General features: G+C 45.0%; 26 protein-coding genes. 20 read left to right on the top strand and 6 right to left on the bottom strand.

Annotated elements, in window-relative coordinates:
* The first annotated feature begins 13 nt into the window (after positions 1-13).
* From BLS69_RS31895 to BLS69_RS14540, 6 genes are all read left to right on the top strand, one after another.
* Positions 14-151 carry a paeninodin family lasso peptide gene (locus BLS69_RS31895; protein ID WP_017689562.1) on the top strand — a complete coding sequence of 46 codons (138 nt, stop codon included), beginning with the start codon at positions 14-16 and terminating at the stop codon, positions 149-151.
* 139 nt (positions 152-290) lie between these two features.
* On the top strand, positions 291-1,238 hold the full coding sequence (locus BLS69_RS14560; RefSeq protein WP_091032661.1) for a phosphoenolpyruvate carboxykinase (ATP): 948 nt from the start codon (positions 291-293) through the stop codon (positions 1,236-1,238).
* Positions 1,235-1,534, top strand: coding sequence for a lasso peptide biosynthesis PqqD family chaperone (locus BLS69_RS14555; RefSeq protein WP_017689560.1), 300 nt, complete (start codon positions 1,235-1,237; stop codon positions 1,532-1,534). The genes BLS69_RS14560 and BLS69_RS14555 overlap by 4 nt, the downstream gene beginning before the upstream one ends.
* Positions 1,535-1,538: 4 nt before the next feature.
* Positions 1,539-2,021 (top strand): lasso peptide biosynthesis B2 protein, encoded by a 483-nt coding sequence (locus BLS69_RS14550; RefSeq protein WP_074094340.1) that lies wholly within the window; start codon positions 1,539-1,541, stop codon positions 2,019-2,021.
* Between the two features lie 52 nt (positions 2,022-2,073).
* On the top strand, positions 2,074-3,207 hold the full coding sequence (locus BLS69_RS14545) for a nucleotidyltransferase domain-containing protein (RefSeq protein ID WP_256332350.1): 1,134 nt from the start codon (positions 2,074-2,076) through the stop codon (positions 3,205-3,207).
* Entirely contained in the window at positions 3,207-5,024 is a 1,818-nt protein-coding gene (locus BLS69_RS14540; protein WP_176872847.1) for an ABC transporter ATP-binding protein, read from the top strand. The genes BLS69_RS14545 and BLS69_RS14540 overlap by 1 nt, the downstream gene beginning before the upstream one ends.
* Before the next feature lie 166 nt (positions 5,025-5,190).
* Here the strand turns inward: BLS69_RS14540 and cysC are convergent, their stop codons facing one another.
* The gene (cysC, locus tag BLS69_RS14535; protein WP_091032653.1) at positions 5,191-5,829 is read right to left on the bottom strand and encodes an adenylyl-sulfate kinase; all 639 of its coding nucleotides are present in this window, start codon (positions 5,827-5,829) and stop codon (positions 5,191-5,193) included.
* A 206-nt stretch (positions 5,830-6,035) separates the two neighbouring features.
* Here cysC and BLS69_RS14530 point away from each other — a divergent pair, with 206 nt between their 5' ends.
* Both BLS69_RS14530 and pdaA read left to right on the top strand, forming a co-directional pair.
* Positions 6,036-6,446, top strand: coding sequence for a hypothetical protein (locus BLS69_RS14530; RefSeq protein ID WP_091032651.1), 411 nt, complete (start codon positions 6,036-6,038; stop codon positions 6,444-6,446).
* Positions 6,447-6,543: 97 nt separating this feature from the next.
* On the top strand, positions 6,544-7,323 hold the full coding sequence (pdaA, locus tag BLS69_RS14525) for a delta-lactam-biosynthetic de-N-acetylase (RefSeq protein ID WP_091032648.1): 780 nt from the start codon (positions 6,544-6,546) through the stop codon (positions 7,321-7,323).
* A gap of 179 nt (positions 7,324-7,502) precedes the next feature.
* Here the strand turns inward: pdaA and BLS69_RS14520 are convergent, their stop codons facing one another.
* Positions 7,503-8,351: a DegV family protein gene (locus tag BLS69_RS14520; protein WP_091032645.1), complete on the bottom strand. Its 849-nt coding sequence runs from the start codon at positions 8,349-8,351 to the stop codon at positions 7,503-7,505.
* Between the two features lie 105 nt (positions 8,352-8,456).
* Complete coding sequence (locus BLS69_RS14515; RefSeq protein WP_091032642.1) at positions 8,457-8,927, bottom strand: hypothetical protein; 471 nt, start codon at positions 8,925-8,927, stop codon at positions 8,457-8,459.
* A 337-nt stretch (positions 8,928-9,264) separates the two neighbouring features.
* Between BLS69_RS14515 and BLS69_RS14510 the strand changes: the two genes are divergently transcribed.
* The gene (locus BLS69_RS14510) at positions 9,265-9,651 is read left to right on the top strand and encodes a DUF423 domain-containing protein (protein ID WP_091032639.1); all 387 of its coding nucleotides are present in this window, start codon (positions 9,265-9,267) and stop codon (positions 9,649-9,651) included.
* Between the two features lie 124 nt (positions 9,652-9,775).
* Here BLS69_RS14510 and BLS69_RS14505 read toward each other — a convergent pair whose 3' ends face one another.
* A complete protein-coding gene (locus BLS69_RS14505) occupies positions 9,776-10,348 on the bottom strand; it encodes a hypothetical protein (RefSeq protein WP_091014625.1) in 573 nt (190 codons plus the stop codon).
* 595 nt (positions 10,349-10,943) lie between these two features.
* Here BLS69_RS14505 and BLS69_RS14500 point away from each other — a divergent pair.
* The 3 genes from BLS69_RS14500 to BLS69_RS14490 all read left to right on the top strand — a co-directional run bounded on the left by BLS69_RS14500 (position 10,944) and on the right by BLS69_RS14490 (position 12,481).
* Entirely contained in the window at positions 10,944-11,204 is a 261-nt protein-coding gene (locus BLS69_RS14500; protein WP_091032637.1) for a hypothetical protein, read from the top strand.
* 150 nt (positions 11,205-11,354) lie between these two features.
* Positions 11,355-11,969 carry a hypothetical protein gene (locus BLS69_RS14495; RefSeq protein ID WP_091032635.1) on the top strand — a complete coding sequence of 205 codons (615 nt, stop codon included), beginning with the start codon at positions 11,355-11,357 and terminating at the stop codon, positions 11,967-11,969.
* A 209-nt stretch (positions 11,970-12,178) separates the two neighbouring features.
* On the top strand, positions 12,179-12,481 hold the full coding sequence (locus tag BLS69_RS14490; RefSeq protein WP_017689545.1) for a YunC family protein: 303 nt from the start codon (positions 12,179-12,181) through the stop codon (positions 12,479-12,481).
* 108 nt (positions 12,482-12,589) lie between these two features.
* Here the strand turns inward: BLS69_RS14490 and mtnA are convergent, their stop codons facing one another.
* Positions 12,590-13,663, bottom strand: a complete 1,074-nt coding sequence (mtnA, locus tag BLS69_RS14485; RefSeq protein ID WP_091032634.1) for an S-methyl-5-thioribose-1-phosphate isomerase — start codon at positions 13,661-13,663, stop codon at positions 12,590-12,592.
* Between the two features lie 23 nt (positions 13,664-13,686).
* On the bottom strand, positions 13,687-14,904 hold the full coding sequence (gene mtnK, locus BLS69_RS14480; protein WP_176872713.1) for an S-methyl-5-thioribose kinase: 1,218 nt from the start codon (positions 14,902-14,904) through the stop codon (positions 13,687-13,689).
* A gap of 297 nt (positions 14,905-15,201) precedes the next feature.
* On the opposite strand from mtnK, the gene BLS69_RS14475 reads away from it, so the two are divergent.
* The 8 genes from BLS69_RS14475 (at position 15,202) to BLS69_RS14440 (ending at position 23,554) form a co-directional block, all read left to right on the top strand.
* On the top strand, positions 15,202-15,663 hold the full coding sequence (locus tag BLS69_RS14475) for a Dps family protein (RefSeq protein ID WP_017689542.1): 462 nt from the start codon (positions 15,202-15,204) through the stop codon (positions 15,661-15,663).
* Between the two features lie 126 nt (positions 15,664-15,789).
* A complete protein-coding gene (locus BLS69_RS14470; RefSeq protein ID WP_091032630.1) occupies positions 15,790-16,365 on the top strand; it encodes a DUF1802 family protein in 576 nt (191 codons plus the stop codon).
* 370 nt (positions 16,366-16,735) lie between these two features.
* Positions 16,736-17,518, top strand: coding sequence for a Fe-S cluster assembly ATPase SufC (gene sufC / locus BLS69_RS14465; protein WP_062833524.1), 783 nt, complete (start codon positions 16,736-16,738; stop codon positions 17,516-17,518).
* Between the two features lie 25 nt (positions 17,519-17,543).
* A complete protein-coding gene (gene sufD, locus BLS69_RS14460; RefSeq protein ID WP_091032628.1) occupies positions 17,544-18,848 on the top strand; it encodes a Fe-S cluster assembly protein SufD in 1,305 nt (434 codons plus the stop codon).
* The gene (locus BLS69_RS14455) at positions 18,845-20,065 is read left to right on the top strand and encodes a cysteine desulfurase (protein ID WP_091032625.1); all 1,221 of its coding nucleotides are present in this window, start codon (positions 18,845-18,847) and stop codon (positions 20,063-20,065) included. Before sufD ends, BLS69_RS14455 begins: the two co-directional genes overlap by 4 nt.
* Positions 20,055-20,486 (top strand): Fe-S cluster assembly sulfur transfer protein SufU, encoded by a 432-nt coding sequence (gene sufU, locus BLS69_RS14450; RefSeq protein WP_017689537.1) that lies wholly within the window; start codon positions 20,055-20,057, stop codon positions 20,484-20,486. The genes BLS69_RS14455 and sufU overlap by 11 nt, the downstream gene beginning before the upstream one ends.
* A 20-nt stretch (positions 20,487-20,506) precedes the next feature.
* Positions 20,507-21,904: a Fe-S cluster assembly protein SufB gene (gene sufB / locus BLS69_RS14445; RefSeq protein ID WP_091032622.1), complete on the top strand. Its 1,398-nt coding sequence runs from the start codon at positions 20,507-20,509 to the stop codon at positions 21,902-21,904.
* 300 nt (positions 21,905-22,204) lie between these two features.
* Positions 22,205-23,554, top strand: a complete 1,350-nt coding sequence (locus tag BLS69_RS14440) for a jacalin-like lectin (protein ID WP_176872711.1) — start codon at positions 22,205-22,207, stop codon at positions 23,552-23,554.
* The last annotated feature ends 195 nt before the right edge of the window (positions 23,555-23,749 follow it).

Here is a 23,749-nt window from a genome sequence, read left to right as displayed (position 1 = left end):
GGAGGTGAATACGATGCAAATGGAAAAAAAGGAATGGCAAGCACCAGCTCTTGAAGTGTTGGAAGTCAATCAAACGATGGCCGGTACTGGCTACAGACAAATTGACTGGGTAACGGTTCACGATGCGGATCTGTACGATCCAACTTCCTAAGTTGTTAAGTTTTATGAAGTGTCATCATACTTAAAGGGCGGAAATGCAACAAATCCAGCTTTTCGCCTCCGCCCTTATATTGAGCAACATGAATATAAGGGCTTTTTTTTACATTTTATTACGAAGGAGGCGTCGTTCATTGTTGCCTGTGCATTATGTGGCGTATGGTCTACGCTGGTCGAGCCAAATTCGAATGCCTGAACTACAGATCGCACCCAAGGATGCAGAGACTGATTTTGATGTCGTGGATGTGCACATCGAGTCTTCAGATCTGACCCCATTGTGGGAGGATTGGGATGTAGGCAACGACAACTTTGTGGCACGAGAGGGCAGTCTTTTTTTCAAAATCGAAGATACAGGTCTGTTTCTAATGGAGCAAGGAAAGCGCATTGTTGTATACCCTATACCGGGTGCAGATGAGAAAAAGGTCAGATTATTCATTCTGGGCACATGTATGGCGGTCATTATGATGCAGCGTGGCATTCTTCCACTGCATGGTAGTGCAGTTGTTATTGATGGCTGGGCTTACGCATTTGTCGGACATTCGGGAGCAGGCAAGTCGACGTTGTCGGCCGCACTGGCATCACGCGGATATCCGCTTCTCACCGATGATGTTGTTGCACTGACCTGGGATGCCGGAGGAAGAGCTATCGTATCACCTGGTTACCCGCAACAGAAGTTATGGCAGCCCAGTCTGGACGGTTTTGGCATGAAGGAGCAGGATTATGCAACGGTTCACGCAGAGATTACAAAGTATGCGATACCTGTTCAGCACTATTTTCATGAGACGGCTGTGCCACTAGGTGGAATATTCGAACTGGCTCCACAACCGGAGGAAAACCATACATCTGTTCAACTGGTTGAAGTGACGGGGCTAGAACGACTGCATCTGTTATGCTCGCATACGTTCCGTGGTGGACTCGTTGCAAGACAGGGGCTGGCACAGTGGTTGTTCGAGACGGCTTCAAGACTTTCAGCAAGTGTGGAGATTGGCAGATTGGTCAGAACGGGTGCGGAGTTTACAGCATTTGAGATGGTGGATCGGATCACAGATCATATACGTAAAGGAGTGCATACAGGACAATGACAGCGACTACGCCGATGAATGTGGAAGACCGGGTAACCCGGAAGGAAGGCAATCTGGTCAGTGATATGGGCAGTGAGAAAGTTATGATGAGCATTAGCTCTGGAAAATACTATAATCTGGGGAGTACCGGTGGACGAATCTGGGATCTGATCGCAGAAGAACGCACGCTGGGTGAAGTTGTTGAGGTACTTGCAGCGGAGTATGAGATTGAGCCAGATGTATGTCGTGAGCAGGTGGTGCAATTCCTGGAACATCTGTCCCGTGAAGGTTTAATCGACGTTACTCGCGGAGTGTAGAATGATGTTGCGAAAAATAAAGGTTTATCTCTCGCTCCCGCGGTCGATGCGTCGACTGGTATGGGAGGCCTATATCCTCCTTGGCTGGGCACGCATTCAGAAGGCTATGCCATTTGCCAAAATCGCGCCAGGGCTGGGTACGCCTATGGTAGAAACACCGATGACAGGACTCGAACGCAGCGAGGTCATCACTATACGGAATATTTCCAAAGCGATTTCGCTCGCCAGTAAATATACGTTATGGGAAAGCCGCTGCCTTGTAATGGCGATTGCCGGGATGAAGATGCTTGAGCGACGCAAGATAGAGAGTACGTTATACATGGGGACTGCACGGAATAAGCAAGGACATATGATGGCTCATGCCTGGCTGCGAAGTGGTAAATTGATCGTGACCGGAGCTGATACTATGGACCAATATACGGTTGTCGGTGTGTTTGGCAAACGGTGTCCGGAGAAGGGATCTGGGGAGATTGTCTATGATACATGAAAGTGAACTCTATTCATCAGGGTTTCCGAAGGAGCTTAAGCTGATTTTGAGCATGATTAGAGGTGATCTGACGGCTCTATCCCCTGAAGAACTTAAGGCGGGTTTGCAAGGAACCGATTGGCAGCTCTTTCTGCGGCTTGTCTATCATCACCGCTTATACTCTGTCCTTTATTTGAAAATGAAAGAATTGAACTCTGCAATCATTCCTGCAGATGTTATGGAGAGTCTGAGACAACAATATACGGTCAATACGTTCCGCATGTTACATCTGACAGCTGAAATGGAGCAGGTGTGTGGAGCTTTTCGTGAACGCGGCATCCGCAATATTACACTAAAGGGACCAGCGCTCGCACATGATCTCTATGGCGATGTATCGATGCGAACCTCCAAAGACCTGGATATCCTGATTCCGTTTGATGATGTGGAAGCGGCTGAAGGCATTCTGGCTACCCTCGGATATATATCCAAGGAAGGGGAGCGGGCACCTACGGTGCGCAGCTGGAAATGGCGGGAACATCATATCTGTTACACCCATCCGGTCAAAAGGACTCAAGTGGAGATCCATTGGCGCCTGAACCCGGATTCGGGCAAAGAAACCGATTTTGAATTGCTGTGGAAACGCAGCCGGTTCAGTTCATACACACAGACACCTGTCCGTATGCTTGAACAAGAAGACCTATGGGCTTATCTCGTAACCCATGGTGCACGACACGGCTGGTTCAGACTGCGCTGGTTACTGGATATCGACCAGATGATCCGCAGCATGCCACTCGATGTGAAGAAAGTAGAGAGACATCTGAAAGCGGAGGGACGTTTATCTATCGGTTCACAGGCTCTTTATCTGGCCTCGGAGTTGCTGAACACGCCGCTGGATGTAGAGTACAGATCCTTGATGTCCTTAAGTGACCGTACAGGCAAGAGATTAGCCAACGAAGGCGCAAAGTTCATGAACGACATGCTGGAAAGTCCGGCTGATATGAAGTCTTATCAATCGTATTTGTTTAGTCTTCGAAGTACAAAACAGAAATGGTTTTTCTTTATTGAACGTTTATATCCGAGTACATGGGATGTGGATCAATTGCCGCTTCCGCGTTCTTTGTTTTTTCTGTACTTTCCGTTACGTCCGTTTCTCTGGTTCTGGCGGCGAATTAAAAGGTATACGGTGACGGAAAGGGGTAAAGTATGATCTCGGAATTAAGGTATTTCATGCGAAAGTTGCATCATGTCACGGGGCCCATTTTATATTGGAATCTGCTAGGGATGATCTGTATCAGTCTCATGGAAGGGATCGGTATCTACATGCTTGTTCCGATGCTGAGTCTGATTGGCATATTTGAGATGGGCTCCACAGGCTTAAACATTCCCTGGCTTGGCGAAATGTTGAATCGTTTTTCTGAAAATAGCCAATTGTTATTCGTATTGTTCACCTTTGTGTTGATTGTCTCCGGACAGGCCTGGATGCAGCGTCTCCAAACGATCCGTAATACTCGAATCCAGCAGCAATTTGTACGAACGCTGCGCATGGAAACCTATGGTGCTATTATTATGGCGCAATGGTCATTTTTTCTCCAAAAACGAAAATCCGATTTTAACCATATATTAACGACTGAACTTGCACGTGTGAGCCAGGGAACGAGCATTATGCTGCAAATGGCAGCCTCTCTGATCTTTACGGGCATTCAGATCGGTCTTGCTTTCTGGTTATCCGCCAAGCTGACGGCACTTGTGCTGGTCTGTGGATTGTTATTGTTTTTTGTCTTGAGAAAATTCGTCAAGCGGGCCAAGCAGATCGGAGACCAGACCTCTGAATTCTCGCAAAGTTATTATAACGGCATTACTGAGCATTTTAACGGAATTAAGGATATTAAGAGCAACATGCTTGAGCGCTCACACATGAACTGGTTTGAGCGCATGTGCAGACAGATTGAACGCAATGTCATTCAATTTAGTCAATTGAACAGTGGAACACAGCTGATTCACCGGATGTCCGCGGCAATCATTATCGCTGCATTCATCTATCTTTCTCTACGTGTAATGACCGTGCCACCCGCAAGTCTGCTGCTCATCATCCTTATCTTTTCCCGGTTATGGCCAAGGTTTACGGCAATTCAGTCCAATCTGGAGTACATCAGCTCCATGCTGCCTGCATTTCGGATAGTCAGAGAACTGCAAGCGCAGACGGCGAAGAGTCGTGAGATTAGTGCAGAGATTGCTTCGGCAGGAGACGTTGGAACTGATGGGATTCAACCTATGGAACTGAAGGAATCTATTACCTGTGAGGATGTCTGCTATCGCTATGAGGGAAGTGATACGTACTCATTGAGAAATGTGCAAGCTTCGATTCCAGCAAGGGGTATGACCGCAATTGTAGGTAAATCCGGAGCAGGCAAGAGCACGCTGATAGATCTGATTATGGGCCTCGTAAGGCCTGAAACTGGTCGTATTCTGATTGACGGTGTGCCTCTGTCAGAAGAACGATTATTGAGCTGGCGAAGTTCCATCGGATATGTCTCCCAGGACCCATTCCTGTTTCATACGAGTATTCGTGAGAATCTGCGTCTGGTTGATCCAAATGCAAGTGAAGAACAGATGTGGCAGGCTCTGCAATTTTCCTCCTCTGCGGCATTTGTACGGAGGTTGCCTCAGGGTCTGGATACGATTATTGGTGATCGGGGTATTCGTTTATCCGGGGGTGAACGTCAGCGATTGGTGCTCGCCCGGGCCATGCTGCGGAATCCTTCGGTCTTGGTACTGGATGAAGCAACAAGTGCGCTGGACAGTGAGAATGAACAGTACATTCATGAGGCGCTTGAACGGTTAAAAGGACATGTGACCATTATCGTGATTGCACACCGATTGTCTACGATTCGGACGGCAGATCGTGTAATTGTGCTCGATGAAGGTCGGGTGATTCAAGAGGGCGGGTACCAGCAGTTATCTACTGATCCGGTAGGGACGTTCAGCAAACTTCTTAATATGCAAGCGGGTGTTGTTGGGCAGTAAAGTAAGTGAGTGAGGGGACATCAAGACGTTATAACGCGATGATAGAATATTGTATCTTCTTCGGTATATTCATTTATCGCTGGTATAACCAGCAATGTATCACGTAAAGAGGCGCGCCACTATGGGCGCGCCTTTCATGTAAGTAGGTTAATATAATGAGCAAGAATTAATGGACCAGTTCTGTATTGGAAGGGCGCGGAAGCTGGAGAGCGCCGATCTGTTCCAAATGTTGTACGATCTCTTGCACGGCTTCCTCAATGGAAGATTGCTCCGTATCGATGATAAATGAAGGAGATTTTGGTACATCATAGGGGGCAGAAATGCCTGTGAAATGCGGGATGTCACCGTTGCGTGCTTTTTTATAAAGCCCCTTGGGGTCACGCCGCTCACATTCTTGAATTGAACAGCGCACATAGATTTCAATGAAATCGTCTGGTTCAAATAACTGTCTGACCATCTCCCGATCCTGTTCATGAGGAGAGATAAAAGCCGAAAGTACAAACAACCCGGCATCTACCATTAACTTCGATACTTCACCAATTCGCCGCAGATTTTCTTGACGATCCCCTGCTGTAAAACCGAGATCACGGTTCAGTCCATGACGTACATTATCCCCGTCCAGAACATAACAGCGTACGCCTTGATCGTAGAGATACTGCTCCAGGGCAAATGCAAGGGATGACTTTCCTGCACCTGATAACCCGGTAAACCATATGGCACGACTACGGTGCCCATTATGCTTCTCCCGGTCTTGTCTGTTGATGCTGGATGATTGCCAGGTTATATTGCGCTCTTCCTTCGACATGAGTATCCCGCCTTTTCCCTACCATGATATGTATAATATTTTAACATATTTACAAGATTATAGCACCTTACAGATTTCTTCAAAATAAGCGTGAATCGACAAAATATCGGGTATAGATGTAGTACATACATAAGCATTATGCATATATCCAAGGAGTATTTGCATCCAATGATGCAAAATGCTCATATCGCAGGAGGAACAATGTCATGAACGAAAACATACAAAACATACAAGTTGGATTCAAATGCCCGGATTGCCAGCAGGATATCCGAGCGGAATTTATAGATGAACAGGTCAGCACGGTTCGTTGTAAAGGTTGTGACAGAGCGTATACACTTTTGAAGCCAACCATCGGTGATGAGATTCTACTGGATTGGGAGCAGGAGGCTTTGTATCACAAGCTGAGGGCAGAGCGGTCTGAACTGGATAATCACAATATGTCGGCCTTGATTATCAAAGTTATCGAGCTGCTTACATGGCGTGATCGGGGAGATGGACAGACCCGTGCCATACAGACCGTGAGGGAATGGCTTGCTTCCAGTGGCAAACCTCAGACCTTGCTTGAATTGTTCCATCAATCTCCGCCACAACCTGAAAATAAACGTTTCGATCGTTGATGATTTACATACATTAGCCGTTCCTGTGGCATATTACCTGAAGGTATTCGTGTGTGCAAACGACTAACCGAATTTTTCAGGAACAGGAGCGGATAAAATGAAGCGAATGGTTCTATATGTACTGTTGGGACTGTTATCCATCAGTATGGTACCGGCACAGACTGAAGCATCACCGGTTACCGGAGCGTATCACTTTGGCTTCAAAAAAAGTCAAAACGGTCAACTGCCCTCCATTGATCAGGAAGGCTTTAAATCGATCTTACAACATAACGATGCCATTTTCCTGGGGGATACAAAACAGAAGGAATTGTATCTCACGTTTGATAACGGGTATGAGAATGGATTCACACCTGCCATACTGGATGTTTTGCGTACCAAGAAGGTGCCAGCTGCTTTCTTTGTGACAGGTCATTATCTGAAAGATCAGCCTGAGTTGGTCAAACGTATGGCGGCTGAAGGTCATATTGTCGGTAATCATTCATGGAGTCATCCGGATATGACCCGCATCTCCAATGAAAAGCTTAGAGAGGAACTCGAGAAGGTCAAGTCGGAGGTCAATCGGCTGACGGGTCAACAAGCGACCTTTTTACGGCCACCGCGTGGGATTTTTAACAATCGTACGCTCGCAGAGAGTCATGCTCAGGGTTATGTGAATGTGTTCTGGTCTGTTGCTTATAAAGATTGGGATACCAATGTGCAGCGTGGCGCACAATATGCTCATCAACAGGTGTTGAAACAACTCCATCCGGGGGCTGTCATTTTGCTTCATTCGGTATCCAAAGATAACACGGAAGCTCTGGGTTCCATCATTGATGAGGCTCGCAAGCAAGGATACGCATTCAAAAGTCTGGATGATCTGCGGACCAAAAATTATTGATCTGTATCGTAATGACCAAGGTTACTCTTGAGTTTGGCAAAATATTAAAGGGCATCCTGAGCGATTAAGCTCGGAATGCCCTTTTTAGTTATAACGGTATGCCAATCCAAGTATTGGATGTACCACATACAGATTAAGAAGAAAGGATTGGGTAATACGATACAATGTAACGTGTAATACTATAAAACAGTGTTATAGATGATTCCAATCGTTTTCGGGCCGCAGTGACTGCATACTACACAACCAGCAGTGGTCAGTTCCACACGGGCACCCGTTTGTTCCTGCAAAGACTTCTGCAAGTCAAGCGCATCCTCTTCAGCCATGGTGTGCACAACAATCAGCAGGTCTGGATCGATCTGATCCTTCTGGCTGAGCGTATTATTCAGCATTTGTTCCAGAGCTTTCTCCCGTTTGCCGCGGACTTTATAGGCAGGTGCCATCTTGCCATCCGTTACCCGGATGACAGGACGAATCTTCAACAGGCTGCCAATCAGATTCTGCATGCCTGAACAGCGTCCACCTTTATGCAGATACTCCAGTGTATCGATGACAAACTCCGTGCGTACATTTGATTTCATCGCCTCAATCAGGTGTGTAATCTGAGTCAGGTTTTGCCCTTTATCAGCAGCATGTACAGCTTTCATCACCATCAGTGCAATTCCTGATGAGAGATTCTGTGAGTCAATGACCGATATTCGACCTTCCGGGAACTCGGAACTCGCTAGTCGTGCATTTTGATAGGTAGAGGAAAGTTCAGAAGATAAGCTGATATATAAAATCTCATCCCCTTGATCTATGTAAGGTTGAAATGCCGTTATGAAATCAGCGGGGGAAGGTGCAGCTGTTTTGGGAAGACGCCCATCTTGGCTGACACGTTCATATAGCTGTTCAGGCTTAATCTCAGCACCGTCTTTCAGTGATTCATCACCGAACACGACATATAAGGGGATGATACCGATATCGTGCTGCTGGATCCATTCTGGAGCCAGATCACTTGTGCTGTCCGCAAAAATTTTGATTCGTGACATGTCAATCTCCTTTGAAAACAATGATTTTGGCAAAAAATATAGATTATACTTATGTGTAAACCCATTCATTTTAATTATAAGGAAACATGACGCTGATGCAAAGCGTTACATCAGCGTCATGCCTACCAAGATAAGTCCAACGAATAACAGAATCATGATCCCATTTAATATGGTTCCGATAATGGCAAAAACTTTCTTTCGATTCTTGAGAACAAGACCAATAATTCCGACGATACCTCCGGCCAGATTGAGAATCAGGCAGACCAGAATGGCTAATGAAGCCAGAACCACGGCTGGATGCAAGGCTATCTCTTCTGTCTGCAACGGGGTGAGAACTCCGATGGACTCGTTTACAGCCATGGTGGCAATAAAGAATATCAGAATATAACCCAAGATTGCAACCAATCCAATGACAAAGCTGGCGATCCCAGGTCCGGAATGTTTCAGTGGTGCCATTGGTTGCCTCTCATAATCTGGCGGGTATGCTTCATACCCATTGTTATTGAATGGATCTGCATGGCCAGGGTTCGGATCCGTGTTGTTATAACCTGAATTATAGGAATCGCGATTATCCATAATGTTGACTTACCTCCCTTAATCATCGTACTGAGTGTTATTAACCTAATCGATGAGTAATGATTCTCCTTTTAGAGGTTGTTCAAACTCGGTACTGAAAACCAATCTTTTTGAACTTGCACTTAAAATACAACGATTACATACCTGTTACTTTTCCATAATTATTGATAAAAATCAAGGATTTACGCCAGTTTTCTACGATATATAGGGTAAAGATAGGATTAGTAAGTATAAACAGACATATGATCTATGAAGCTCCACCCCGACTGGTAAAGGAGGAGTGGATTCGCTACAATAATAGGAGTGAAGTGTAGTTGAATTAAGGGAGAGAACTTATATGCAACGAAGATGGATGATGCTTGGAGCTGTAATGACCATGCTGTCGGTGGCGATAGGTGCTTTTGGTGCTCACATGCTCAAGGATACGATTGGGCCCGCGGCCATAGCTACATATGAGACGGGTGTGCAATATCACATGATTCATGCATTGGGCCTGCTCATTATTGGTTTGACGGCTGGTCAACTTGGAGCATCTACAAAACTGAAGTGGGCAGCGCGCCTGTTGTTTATCGGAATTATCGTGTTCTCGGGCAGCTTGTATGTGCTTAGTATTTCTGGCATCAAGATTCTGGGTGCCATCACACCGATTGGTGGGGTAGCCTTCATTGCCGGATGGTTGTTATTGGCATTAGATGTATGGCAGCGAGGTAAGGATCGCTCCTGATCGGTCCAAACAAATCTCGGAGGGTTCAATCCTACATGAACCATAGAACTAAAAAAGCAACTTGCGTTAGAATGTCCCGTCATTCTAACGCAAGTTGCTTTTTGTTTTAATCCGATGAAGTTAGTTACAGAAACTCATCGATTTCATTGGTTCGGAACGTATACACCTGTTTTTCATCGACATGGTAGATGCTCACAATACTGGTATCTCGATCAAAATTCAGAATGCGGCAAGGAATGCTCTGATGTTTACCGTTCTTGTTATTGACAACAATACGGGTGAGTTTGTTCTCTTTAATGAGCGTGTCAATCCACGCGTCAAACGAGTTTCCATCGGAAACATTGGATGTTTGGGTGGCAGGCTTTTTCTCGCTAACCGGCTTTTCTTGCTGATTCTGTGTTTTGACTGGAGCAGGTGAGGCAGGTGTCTGAGCTGCAGTGGACGCCTTCTGTGCTGCGTTGGCTTTTTTGCGTTCGTTGTGAAGTGTGACGAAAGAGTCCTTCTTGGACTGGAGTGTCGCTTCAATAATTTTGCCTAGCTCTATGCCGGATTGAATCCGAAAGTCCGCAATTTGTTCTTCATTGTTTATGAACTCCAACAGGGACTGCAGTGCCAATGCATTTGAGCGGCTCTTAATAAGTATATCGACATTAAATAAAAAGCCGATGTCCTCTTGATTGGATAAGGTTTCTTTCATTCATCCCAGCCCCGTTAAAAAGTATGTCAGCTCAAAAAAACGCTTCAATTAACTATATCATTAAAAAGGAAATTATCATAGTGCTAGAGACGCAGAAATATGCCGAAACAAATGGGTGAATATCACAAATAAACCTTATTATTCACGTCTTTTAGAAGGTGTCCACAAGACAATCCAGAATGAGGAAAACAACATTCGTGAACTGTGGAAGAGGAGGTTGAACGGGAAATTTGTTGACCGATGCAGTCCATCATTGTTGGAGAGCATGTATCGGCATGTGCGGAGCAACTTATCGTACCTCATTTTGGAGTAGAGTCGCAAAGTGCTGGTATATGTAAATAATCAACCCGTATGAGACAACATTCATTAGTTTTCAAAAGTGTTTAAAAGGAGTTGAGAATGCTAAAAGAAATCAATTGTGACTGTATTTTATGACGAGATCCGTAAAGGCTGTGCTTTTGCTTAACTTCCCTTTATTATGTTGATCTCCAAAATAGGCTCATGCCCACTCTAATTGTTTGTACTCTGACGTTTAACAACCGTCTTCTCGTTATTATGTTACAATATGCTCATCACACATTAAGGAATGAAGATCATGCATCAAGAGGACAGTCTATTTGAACAGATTATGAAGCAGAAAAGATTGAAGCCTATCAAGCCTGCAACTACAAAAGTTCAAGTAAAACCAATACATAAAAAGAAACTAGCTCAGGAGCAATTAAGTGAATTGGATGTCCAGTTCAAAAAGTCGGTAGCTGAATCAATAGATCGAAGTGTACTTCATAGACGTGTACTGGGAATTAGAAGAGAGTTAACGGAGATAAGGAAATTAAAGAATGATGAGCATACGTTTTAAATTAGGCCTAATTCAACTCATCTTGGGTGAGAGTGGTTTTTATATTATGGCGTTTATTCCCTGCGTTCTAATCCCTTCTATCGAATCCCATAGACCCGCTCCTTTTGGCATGGTATAATCATTCCATAATTTAGGAGACGAGGTCTACATATGAAGAAGTTGGTTTTATCGTTTTTAGCTTTATTATTGTTTGTCGTTTCAACTACATATTCACCGGCACCAGCAACAGCGGCTACTAAGTATGATTTTAAGAACGTAAATTGGGGTATGACAGTTAATCAGATTAAAAAGAAAGAGAAGTCGAAATTGTTAGATACAACCAAAATCAAGGATATCTCACTACTGGAATACAAAACAACGGGATTCAGAGTAAACGCAAAACTAGTATACATATTCTATAAAAATAAATTAGTACGGGCAGTATACGAGATTTATCCTAATGATTCTAAAAAAACCACTATGGATAAGTACTATAAATACTTCAGCATAAAACGTGATCTCTTTGACGAATATGATGGTTCAATTAACTTCAAAGATGGTTTAACTCCAGGTGGGAAACGAGTACTTTATGATAGCGAGGACGTAGAAAAAGATTTAGTCACGGGTGCTATTGCTCTTGAATCTAATTGGGTAATTGACAAGAAAAAAACCAGTATTAGTTTGATGTTGGCTAGAGTTACTGATGCTGTAAGACTTAGAGTGATATACACAGATTATAATTTAAAGTATGACCTTGATGAACTTATAGACGCTCAAAAATATTAACGATTATTATAAGAGCTGCCTCATTCCTGAGGTAGCTTTTTATATTTCAACTAAAGCATATTTCTAATAATCTGCGAGAAGAATTATCAACAATATATTTGAACTGTAAGTACCTACATTTTCTCAAACACGGCAGGTGTCCACACGACAATCCAGAATGAGGCATACAATTATCGTGACCTGTGGAAGAGGAGGTGGATCGGGAAATTATGGTGACGATGGAGCCTATTGTAGTTGGAGAGCATGTATTGGTTGGGGTAGAAGTCAAGCTGCCCAAAACAACGTTGTTGACCATTAATACATCCAAAGGATATATCATGTGCGGAGCACTCGACGTGGGATTACTTAATGAGAAGCTCGGGGATCGCAAAATTATTGCGGCTCGGGCGGTTGGTGTGCGTACACTGGAGCAGTTGCTGCATGCACCTATGGAGTCGGTGACAACAGAAGCCGAGGCCATGGGCATTACGGTTGGCATGACGGGTGTAGAAGCTTTGTTGAAAATGATCTAATCACTAACAAAAGGGCTCCCCATATGGGAAGCCCTTCTTTAGCGTTGTAATACAGAGCCTGGCACATCGTAGCTCCCACCTCTATACACACGAACGCTTTCCATTTAATTAAACTTCTTCCTTCGCGAACAAGGCAGCCAGATTTTCTTGGAAAGGTGCGCGAACAACGCCTTTTTCCGTGATAATAGCTGTTACATATTCGTTAGGCGTTACGTCAAATGCTGGATTAAATACTTTAACACCTTGCGGTGCTGTACGTTTACCAAATCCTTCGGTCACTTCCTCCGCGGCACGTTCCTCAATTGGAATCAGGTCGCCGGATGGAGTGGACAAGTCTATGGTCGACAATGGGCTTGCTACATAGAACGGAATATTGTGAGCCTTGGCAAGCACGGCTACGCTGTAGGTTCCGATCTTGTTAGCTACGTCACCGTTCGCTGCCACACGGTCTGTTCCGACGATAACAGCTTGAATCCAGCCTTTGGACATCACCATGCCTGCCATGTTATCACAGAGCAGCGTGACGTCAATGCCGGCTTGCTGTAACTCAAATGCAGTCAGGCGTGCACCCTGAAGTACAGGACGAGTTTCGTCTGCAAATACTTTCAGGTGAATGCCACGTTCCTGTGCGAGATACATTGGAGCAGTTGCCGTACCGTATTTCGCAGTAGCCAGTCCGCCTGCATTACAGTGAGTGAGAACACCCATACCATCTTCGAATAAAGGCAGTGCATTCTCGCCGATCATGCGGCATACTTCTTCGTCTTCCTTCTGAATTAACAGAGCTTCTACTTCAAGAGCATCATTGCCCTCATCCAGGCTCAGGCCGGATTCAACGACCTCATTTGCTTTTTGCATCATGCGATCCAATGCCCAGAACAGGTTCACCGCTGTTGGACGGGAAGTGGCCAGATGAGCACATATGGATTTCACGTGGTCCAACCAACCTTGAATGGTCGTTCCGTCATATGATTTGGCACCCAATACAACACCAAATGCAGCAGCAATACCAATCGCCGGAGCACCGCGTACTTTCATGGAGTGGATGGATTCCCATACTTCCTCGGGTGTATACAGTTTCAACATGAGGATCGTTTCGGGCAGCAGACGCTGGTCAAGCATTTCAAGCTTGTCCTTTTTCCAGATGAGAGAGGACAGAGGCTGATATTCAGGGGTTGTCATGGGTGGTTCCTCCGTTCCTTATGTTAAGCCTTAGTAGTAGTAACAGCTGTGGATACAATATCCAGTACTTCGCCGATGGTATTCAAGCGACGATTGTTCTTGATCAATGCTTTACCAATGGACAATGCTTTACGCTGAGCATGTTCACGTTCAGTCGCATTTGGAATGGTATCAATATCCGCCACGTGAGCGAGTCCAACGATACGACGAACCATTTTGGCACCTGCGAAGCCAATGGAATCTCTGAACAATTGTTGTACATACAGATCCTGATAGCCTGGCGTTTTTGCCATCGGATCAACGAGGTCATTAACCCAGAGGGCACGGAAACGAGATTCGAATTCAGTCCATACATCACGAACCATGTTCAGCAAAAGCGTCTCACGCTCACGCAAAGCAGTCTCATCCTGAATCCATCCTGGCAGGGATGCGTAATTCAAGAGCAGGTTCGCGAGGACTGCACCAACATCGAATCCCATGGGTCCGTAATATGCAAATTCGGGATCGATGACTTTGGTCGATTCAGGTGTAACAAAAATACTGCCTGTATGCAGATCTCCATGAAGCAATGCCTGCCCATATGTCAGGAATTTTTCCCGCAGCAAGGCCACTTCAAGGTGAAGCTCTCCATCTGTGCGCAGGGCTTCAGCTTCGTCTTCAATAGAAGCATCATAATTATTTTTCTCGGCGATCCGGTAGGGTTCATCAAAGATCAGATCCTCCGTTATTTTGCATTGGTCCGGATTAATGAATCTGCCCTGTTGTTCCTTCTTCAATTGCTGATCCATGCCCAAGTCGGATGTGAAGAACAGCGTTCTTGCCATGAATTCCCCAATATGCTGTGCAAAAAGAGGATAGGAAACACCTTCAATCAGGCCTTTGCGCATGATCACATGATCACTCAGATCTTCCATAACCGTTAAGGCGAGGTCATCATCGTAATGATACACTTCGGGTACCATCCCTGGACACAGACGATACTCCTCCTGAAGAATCTCACGTTCAATGCGGGCACGTACCAGAGACAGTGGCCATGATTCTCCAACCACTTTCGCATAAGGAAGCGCCTGTTTGATAATGATACTTTTATCGGAGTTCAGATCCGTGATGTGGAAAACCAAATTCAGATTACCGTCGCCGATCTCGTGACAATCCAGATTTGCATCTGCCGCAAATGGACCCGGTAATGTTTTGGCCAGTTCAATTGCATCCTGGGGGGTAAACGGGCGATATTGGGACAAAGGTGCCACCTCCATATATATGAAGAAACAGGAAAACCCACTTCTTTGCTTGGTATATGTCAGTATATCGGAAATAGCGTGGTTTTTGAACTTTTTTTTGAGACAAGCCAAGTTGATCCTGATTCGAACTTCCTGTTCCAGGGTAAAAACAAATAGGCCGGACAGTTGAGAGAAACACTGTTCATAAGCCTCTCCGCTAGCAAGCGGTGACACATTATTAACTCTCTGTTATGCATTGCGGGACAACCTGCTTATCATGCCATGACAGACTAATTTTAAATAAAGGATGGGATTAATATGGCTACAAAAAACAAAACAGATCAAGCAAAATCGGTGGAACAAGTACTTAATCGTCAGGTAGCTAACCTGAACGTATTGTATGTTAAAATCCATAACTATCACTGGTACGTAAAAGGACCTAACTTCTTCACGTTGCATGTGAAATTCGAAGAGTTCTACAACGAAGTTACAGTACAAATGGATGAAATCGCAGAGCGTATCCTAACGCTGAAAGGTAGCCCAGCGGCTACAATGAAAGAGTATCTGGAGCTTTCTTCTATCCAGGAAGCAGCAGGCGGAGAAGACGCAAAAACAATGGTGCAAAACCTCATCGAGGACTTCGCTACACTTTCGAATGAATATCAGGAAGGTATCGAAGTTGCAGATGCAGCTGAAGATCAACCAACATCCGATATGCTGACAGGCTTCAAGGCCGACCTGGAGAAACACATGTGGATGCTTCGCTCTTTCCTAGGTTAATATAGCCAAGATTTTGCCTAATACAAGTGGTTCTCTTACGTAAGCTTTCTGAGCTCGGATCTTTGTTGTCAGAAACGCCCTGAGCGTCTATACTGCTGACAAGAATGATAGGGGAGGGAACCGCTTATGTTAGAACCAACGATACCGGCTTTAAAAGAATGGGCTTCTGCAATCAAAGCACTGGAAACGGGTCGCCAAATTATGGTGATGCGCAAAGGTGGTATTGTAGAGGAAACCCGACATTTTGAGCTGAAAAGTCCGGCGTTTTACCTGTATCCGACTTATGAACATCAGCGTAAAGAACTGATTAAGTCCTCGGATCAATCCTATGTTGAAGAATCACTGGCCGAATGGGTGCCCGAAGCTTCGACAATCCCTATTACTGCATATGCCGAAGTAACGCAGGATCTGGAGATACGAGATCAGGAGATGCTGGATCGACTTCTTGACTTTCATATGTGGACAGCGGATTTTGCCGAAGACCGTTTGAAATGGAAACGGAAAGATCCGCTCCATGTATTGATTTTACGTGTGTACCTTTTGAAAGAACCGATGGAAATCCCCGTACTGCCTGAATATAACGGTTGTCGTTCATGGATTTCTATTCCGAATGGTCCGGTGCCGCGCGAAATGACGCCGGTGGTGGACGTTGCGGATTTTGACGAACAGGTACAGAAGATTAACGAGATGCTCAAATTGTAATATTATTAATGAAGGGGCTTGTCCATAATATGGATAAGTCCTTTTTTGGATTAGTGTATAGCAGATACGATAAAAGCTTGATTTTCTGTGATTTTTCTCACTGTCCATCTTGGCGGGAGATGTTTTCTCATTTGATTCAATCTGGTATTTATTATAGAATCAGAAAGAATAATGTTTCCTGCAAGGAATATACACTCTGAGGAAATAGCTTGATTATCATTGAGAATCAGTTTAGAATTATTCTAAAGTGTTCTTGCTTTAAGGAATCGAGTACAAGAGAAATTCAGGGGAAGCCCTGTTCAGATATAATAGGCGCTTTTTCGTTTTCGACAGTAAACATCAATTTAATCAATGGAGGGAAACAATACACATGGCTACGAATTTCGTCATTGAAGGTCTGAAAGCGACGATCGAAGGTAAGGAAATCCTGAAAGGCATCAACCTGGAAATGAAAGGTGGAGAAATCCACGCAATCATGGGTCCGAACGGAACAGGTAAATCAACTCTGGCTTCTGCATTGATGGGCCATCCGAAATATGAAGTAACTGACGGTACAATTACACTTGATGGTGAAGATGTATTGGATATGGCAGTAGATGAGCGTGCACGTGCAGGTCTTTTCCTGGCTATGCAATACCCAAGTGAAATTGCAGGTGTTACAAACTCCGACTTCTTGCGTAGTGCAATTAACGCACGTCGCGGCGAAGGTAACGAGATCTCCCTGATCAAGTTCATTCGTCAAATGGAAGGTAAAATGAAAGAACTCGACATGAACCCTGAGTTCGCTCACCGTTACCTGAATGAAGGTTTCTCCGGTGGTGAGAAAAAACGTAACGAGATTCTGCAAATGATGCTGCTTGATCCGAAAATCGTAGTACTTGATGAAATTGACTCCGGTCTGGACATCGATGCTCTGAAAATCGTAGCAAACGGTGTAAATGCAATGAAGAGCGAAGATCGTGGTTTCTTGATCATCACTCACTATCAACGCCTGCTTAACTACATTACTCCTGACTACGTACACGTTATGATGCAAGGTCGTATCGTGAAATCCGGCGGACCTGAACTGGCACACCGTCTGGAAGCTGAAGGATATGACTGGGTTAAGGAAGAGCTGGGAATTACAGACGAAACTGTAGGTCAAGAAGCGTAAAGACAAAACGGAGGAGGATTAATCAATGACTACACAAACAATTCTTCCGGTTGAATCTGAAGCGCTTCGCGCCTTGTCGGAAAGCAACAATGAACCCGGCTGGTTGACCGAACAGCGGCTCGAAGCTTTAAAGCTTGCGAGCGGGCTTGCGCTTCCTAAACTGGAAAAACAAAAAATCGAACGCTGGAATGTCAGCGAGTACGGAACATATAAAACAAGTGAAGCTATTTCTTCTTTGACAGAAGTACCTGCTTCTATCAAAGATCTGGTTCAGGATCAAGCTGAAGGCAGTCTGGTTATCCAGCGCAATTCCGGTACGGTATACTCCAAGGTGTCTGCTGATCTGGCGGCAAAAGGAGTTATCTTCACGGATCTGGCTACAGCGGTTCGCGAACATGGCGATCTGGTAAAACCATATCTGAACACAGCGGTGAAAGCGGATGAGCATTCCCTCGCTGCATTGCATGCGGCACTTTGGAATGGCGGGGTCTTCCTGTATGTTCCGAAAAATGTCGAAATCGAAGTACCACTGCAAGCAGTGTTACTTACGGATGACGCATCTGCAACGTTTGCACCTCACGTGCTTGTGGTTGCAGAAGCAAACAGTTCAGTAACTTATGTTGATAACTATGTATCTGGCGAATTGTCCGCACCTGTTTTCCATAATGGTGTTGTGGAAGTATTCGCAAAATCCGGTGCTAAAGTACGTTTCGCATCGGTTCATCAACTGAGTGTGAATGTAACTGATGTTTCATTCCGTCGTGCAGTGTTGGAGAATGATGCTTCGATCGAGTGGATTGTAGGCGAAATGAATAACGGCGATACAGCGAGCAACACGATGACCGTGCTGAAAGGCAATGGATCAAGTTCTGATTCCAAAGTCATCGCTGTAGGTTCCGGTTCACAGAAAATCAACTACACCACAGAAGCTCGTCACTTCGGCAAGAATACACCAAGTCAGATGATTACACGTGCAGTTATGCGTGAAGAAGCTTCTGCAATCATCAACGGGATCACGAAGATTGAGAAAGGCGCTACCAAAGCCGATGGACAGCAGACAGAGAAAGTGTTGATGTTGAGTCCTAAAGCACGTGGAGACGCCAACCCAATCCTTCTGATTGATGAGGATGATGTAACAGCAGGTCACGCGGCTTCTGTTGGTCAAGTCAATGCCGAGCAGATTCATTACTTGATGTCGCGCGGAATTAACCGTACGGATGCCGAACGCCTGATCATCTATGGCTTCCTGGCTCCGGTGGTGGCGGATATTCCTTTGGAAGCACTGCGCACCCAATTGCAGTCCCTGATTGAGAAGAAGCTGGGACAATGAACCCGTCCATTCGCGAGCAGTTCCCGATCCTCCACCAGGAAATTAACGGACACCCGCTCGTATATTTAGATAGTGCTGCGACTTCACAGAAGCCTCGTGCTGTGATCGAAGCAGTCAAACATTATTATGAGTATGAGAACTCCAACGTACATCGCGGTGTTCATACCCTTGGAAGCCGTGCAACCGACGCTTACGAAGGCGCACGTGAGAAGGTAGCCAAGTTTATCAATGCTCGTAGTACACAGGAGATTATCTTTACTCGCGGGACAACGACAGCCCTGAATCTGGTGGCTTCATCATATGCCCGCGCCAATTGCAAAGAAGGCGATGAAATTGTTATCACGCAAATGGAGCACCATAGTAATCTGATTCCTTGGCAGCAGGTTGCCAAGGAGACAGGTGCAACATTGAAATACATCCCGCTTCAGCCTGACGGTCATATTGAATTGGCTGATGTCGAGAAGACGATTACGAACAATACTAAAATTGTAGCCATCGCTTATGTATCCAATGTTATGGGTCTGATCCATCCTGTGAAACAAATTGCTGAAATTGCACACCGCAATGGTGCTGTCATCGTTGTTGATGGCGCACAAAGCACACCTCACATGAAGGTGGACGTGCAGGATCTAGACTGTGATTTCTATGCATTATCCGGTCATAAAATGTGCGGACCAACCGGAATCGGTGCACTCTACGGCAAAAAGGCGCTGCTGGAGTCCATGGAACCCATTGAGTTTGGCGGTGAAATGATTGATGATGTGGGTCTGTACGAATCCAACTGGAAAGAGCTTCCCTGGAAGTTCGAAGGTGGAACCCCGATTATCGCAGGTGCGGTAGGGTTGGGAGCTGCCATTGATTTTCTGGAGCAGATTGGTATGGATGAGATCGCACATCATGAGAGTGTGCTGGCAGCTTATGCAACAGAACGACTGGCCGAGATCGATGGGCTAACCATCTATGGCCCAGCCAAGCGGCATGTGGGTGTTGTTACCTTTAATCTGGGGGATGTTCATCCGCATGATGTGGCAACAGTGCTGGATGCGAGTGGCGTAGCCATTCGTGCCGGACACCATTGCTGTCAGCCGCTAATGCGCTGGCTTGAAGTTAGCTCAACAGCTCGTGCCAGCTTCTATCTATACAATAACGAACAAGATGTAGATCGGCTTGTCAGCGCCTTAATCCAGACAAAGGAGTATTTTGGCGATGCAACTTGATGATCTGTACAGACGTGTTATAATGGACCACTACAAAAACCCGCGTAACCGCGGAACATTTGATAATGACGCTGTCACGGTGAATTTGAACAATCCAACGTGCGGCGACCGGATTTCACTGCAAATTTTGCTGAAAGACGGAATCGTTCAGGAAGCCAAATATACGGGTGAAGGCTGCTCCATCAGCATGTCCTCTGCATCGATGATGACGGAGGCTGTCAAAGGCAAAACGATGGAACAGGCACTCGATATCGCTAACCGTTTTTCCTCACTGATGAAAGGTGAAGAAGTCGATTTCGACGATTATGAAGATCTCGAAGCCCTATCCGGTGTGAACAAGTTCCCTGCACGCATCAAATGTGCCACTCTGGCCTGGAATGCATTACGCAAAGGGATTGACGAAGAGAACAAAGTACAATAACGATAGGGAGGTAGAGCAAGATGGCTAAAAAAGCACCAGAAATGGAAGAGTACAAATATGGTTTTCGCGACGAGCACAAATCCATCTTTCAAACCGGTAAAGGTCTGACTGCAGAAGTGGTTACCGAGATTTCCAAGATTAAGAATGAACCGGAATGGATGTTGGAATTCCGTCTGAAATCCTTGAAACAATTCGAGAAGATGCCAATGCCGAAATGGGGCGGAGATCTCGACGGATTGGATTTCAACGATATTCAGTATTATGTGCGTGCTTCTGAAAAACAAGGTAAAACATGGGAAGAGGTTCCTTCTGAAATCAAGGAAACCTTTGATAAATTGGGGATCCCTGAAGCAGAGCAAAAGTTCCTTGCAGGTGTATCGGCTCAGTATGAGTCCGAGGTTGTATACCACAACATGCAAAAGGAATTGGAAGACCAAGGTGTAATCTTCATGGATACGGATACGGCTCTCAGAGAGCATCCGGAAATCCTGCGTGAATATTTTGCAACAGTTATTCCGCCAGCAGATAACAAATTTGCTGCATTGAATAGTGCGGTATGGTCCGGAGGAAGCTTTATCTACGTGCCTAAGGGCGTTAAATGTGAAGTGCCTCTGCAAGCCTACTTCCGGATTAACTCCGAGAATATGGGACAATTCGAGCGTACACTCATCATTGCCGACGAAGATAGCTTCGTTCACTATGTAGAGGGCTGTACAGCTCCAATCTACAGCACGAACTCACTGCATAGTGCGGTCGTTGAGATCATTTGTAAGAAAAATGCCCGTGTTCGTTACACAACGATTCAAAACTGGGCACCAAACATCTACAACCTCGTTACGAAACGTGCGGTTGCAGAAGAAAATGCAACAATGGAATGGGTCGATGGTAACATCGGTTCCAAACTGACAATGAAATATCCAGCGGTTGTACTGAAAGGCCGTGGAGCTAAAGGTTCCGTACTCTCCATCGCTGTAGCTGGTAAAAACCAGCATCAGGATGCAGGTGCGAAAATGATTCACTTGGCTCCGGATACAACATCTACGATTGTATCCAAGTCCATCAGTAAACATGGTGGTAAAGTAACGTACCGTGGTTTGGCTTCCTTTGGACGTCAAGCTGAGGGCGCGAAATCCAACATCAAGTGTGATACACTCATTCTCGATAATGAGTCCACATCGGATACAATTCCTTACAATGAAATCATGAATGATAACATCATGCTGGAGCATGAAGCTACAGTATCCAAAGTGTCTGAGGATCAGCTCTTCTACCTGATGAGCCGCGGTCTGACTGATGCAGAAGCAACACAGATGATTATCATGGGCTTCATTGAGCCATTCACGAAGGAATTGCCAATGGAATACGCCGTTGAGATGAATAGATTGATCAAATTCGAAATGGAGGGCTCCATTGGTTAATCCAATGCAGCGCCTTTCGAAGCCGTAAAGCTAAACTTAGCTGCTGATGTTAAGCAGTAGATATAGTTTCATGTGATCGAATACCCTCTAGAGCAGACTTTTGAAAAGTCTCTCTAGGGGGTATTTTTATTCAAAAAATCTGGGGATAACAGCGTTCAGAAGGTTGTTCTGTAATCGGAGTGGCAAGTGAAAATATTCTTTAGTTCAATTTGTATATTTACAAATGAATAGACCAGCGTTATTCTTCCATTAACGAATGTTACATATATTTGAATAGATTCTAATATGAGGAGGTATATGATGCCAAGAAGTATAGTTAAAAAGGGAGCAGCCTTGGTATTGTCTGCTGTTGTTGTCTTTACGAGCTCTCCTTTATTTTTATCCTCGGCCAGTGCAGCAGAAGGTAGTACGGTATCCGGTTCATTCAACGTACTTAGTTACAATGTAGGTGGTCTTCCGGATCTGGTATCCAGTTCCAACCCCAAGGAGTACACCGTTCAGATATCCCCAAAATTAAATGACTATGACATCATTAATGTGCAAGAGGATTTTAATTATCATAATGAGCTGATATCCCAAGTCACTCTGCCGTATTTGACGACAACAAGCGGAATTGCGGGTTTTGGTAGTGGGTTGAACAGTCTGTCCAAATATCCATTCCGTGACTTGAAGCGTGTAACCTGGGATAAGCGATCCGGTCTTTTTGACAATGGAAGTGATGAATTGACTCCAAAAGGATTTACAGCAGCTACATATGAGATCACACCTCAGGTGAAAGTGGACGTGTACAACTTGCATGCGGACGCAGGTAGCGATGATAAATCGCTTGAGGCCAGACGAGATAATATCAGACAACTCTCCAATTACATCAAGGAGCACTCGGACGGGAACGCGGTTATCGTATTTGGGGATACCAATACACGGTACACCCGTGCGGCTGACAATATAGAGTTGCTCATGTCTGAGAATGGTTTAAGAGATCCGTGGATCGATTTGATTCGAGGTGGGAGTATTCCCGCTGATGGAGACGCCCTTATGGATGCAACCAATTTAAATGGACCAAACTATGAGATAGTGGACAAAATTTTGTATCGAGGAAGTAAAGCATTGTCCCTGAATGCACAGAGCTATCGATTAGAAAATCAAACATTTGTTGACCCGAGTGGGCAGCAACTCTCCGATCATTATCCGATTACAGCGGAATTTGTGTACAGCACATCTTCTCAGTACCAACTAAGTTCAACAATCGGAGGGTCTGGAGGAACTGGGTTTAATGATCTAAATCATATTCCGGAGTCCAGACCTAGCTCAGTGGTGCTTAACTCGGGCAACCGTGTAGACGGCATTTCAACGTTGTACAGGGATGGAACGAACCTGGCACATGGTGGTCAATCCAACAATGCCACACTTACCTTGGCAGACGGAGAGTACTTAACTCAGGCAACAATTGGCCAGGGGACACGTAATGGAGATAAACGAATCTTTTACGTGGAGTTGTCCACCAATCTTGGAAATAAGATTGAAGGGGGACAAAAGACATCGGATCAAATTAAACTTGAGGCACCAGCAGGGTGGTATATAGCCGGATTTTATGGAAGAGCAGGACAGGAACTCGATCAGTTAGGGGTCATATACAGACCTCTGAATTAGGAGTGTGTAGTGGTTGAACTAAAAACATAGTATATGTAACTGATAGAGTAATCATAGTAACATAGCGCGCCGCTTGGAATATACGTTGGAAAGACCACAAGGTTTTCCCAATGCTATTCTGAGCGGTATTTTTGTGGAATAAAATAAGACCAATAGCACAAGCCATTTCGTAGATTTAAGCATTTAATGATAGAA

The organism is Paenibacillus sp. CF095 (assembly GCF_900101225.1).
Taxonomy (GTDB): domain Bacteria; phylum Bacillota; class Bacilli; order Paenibacillales; family Paenibacillaceae; genus Paenibacillus.
The sequence above is the reverse complement of the archived record's forward strand: the minus strand, read 5'-3'. Positions and strand labels throughout refer to the sequence as shown.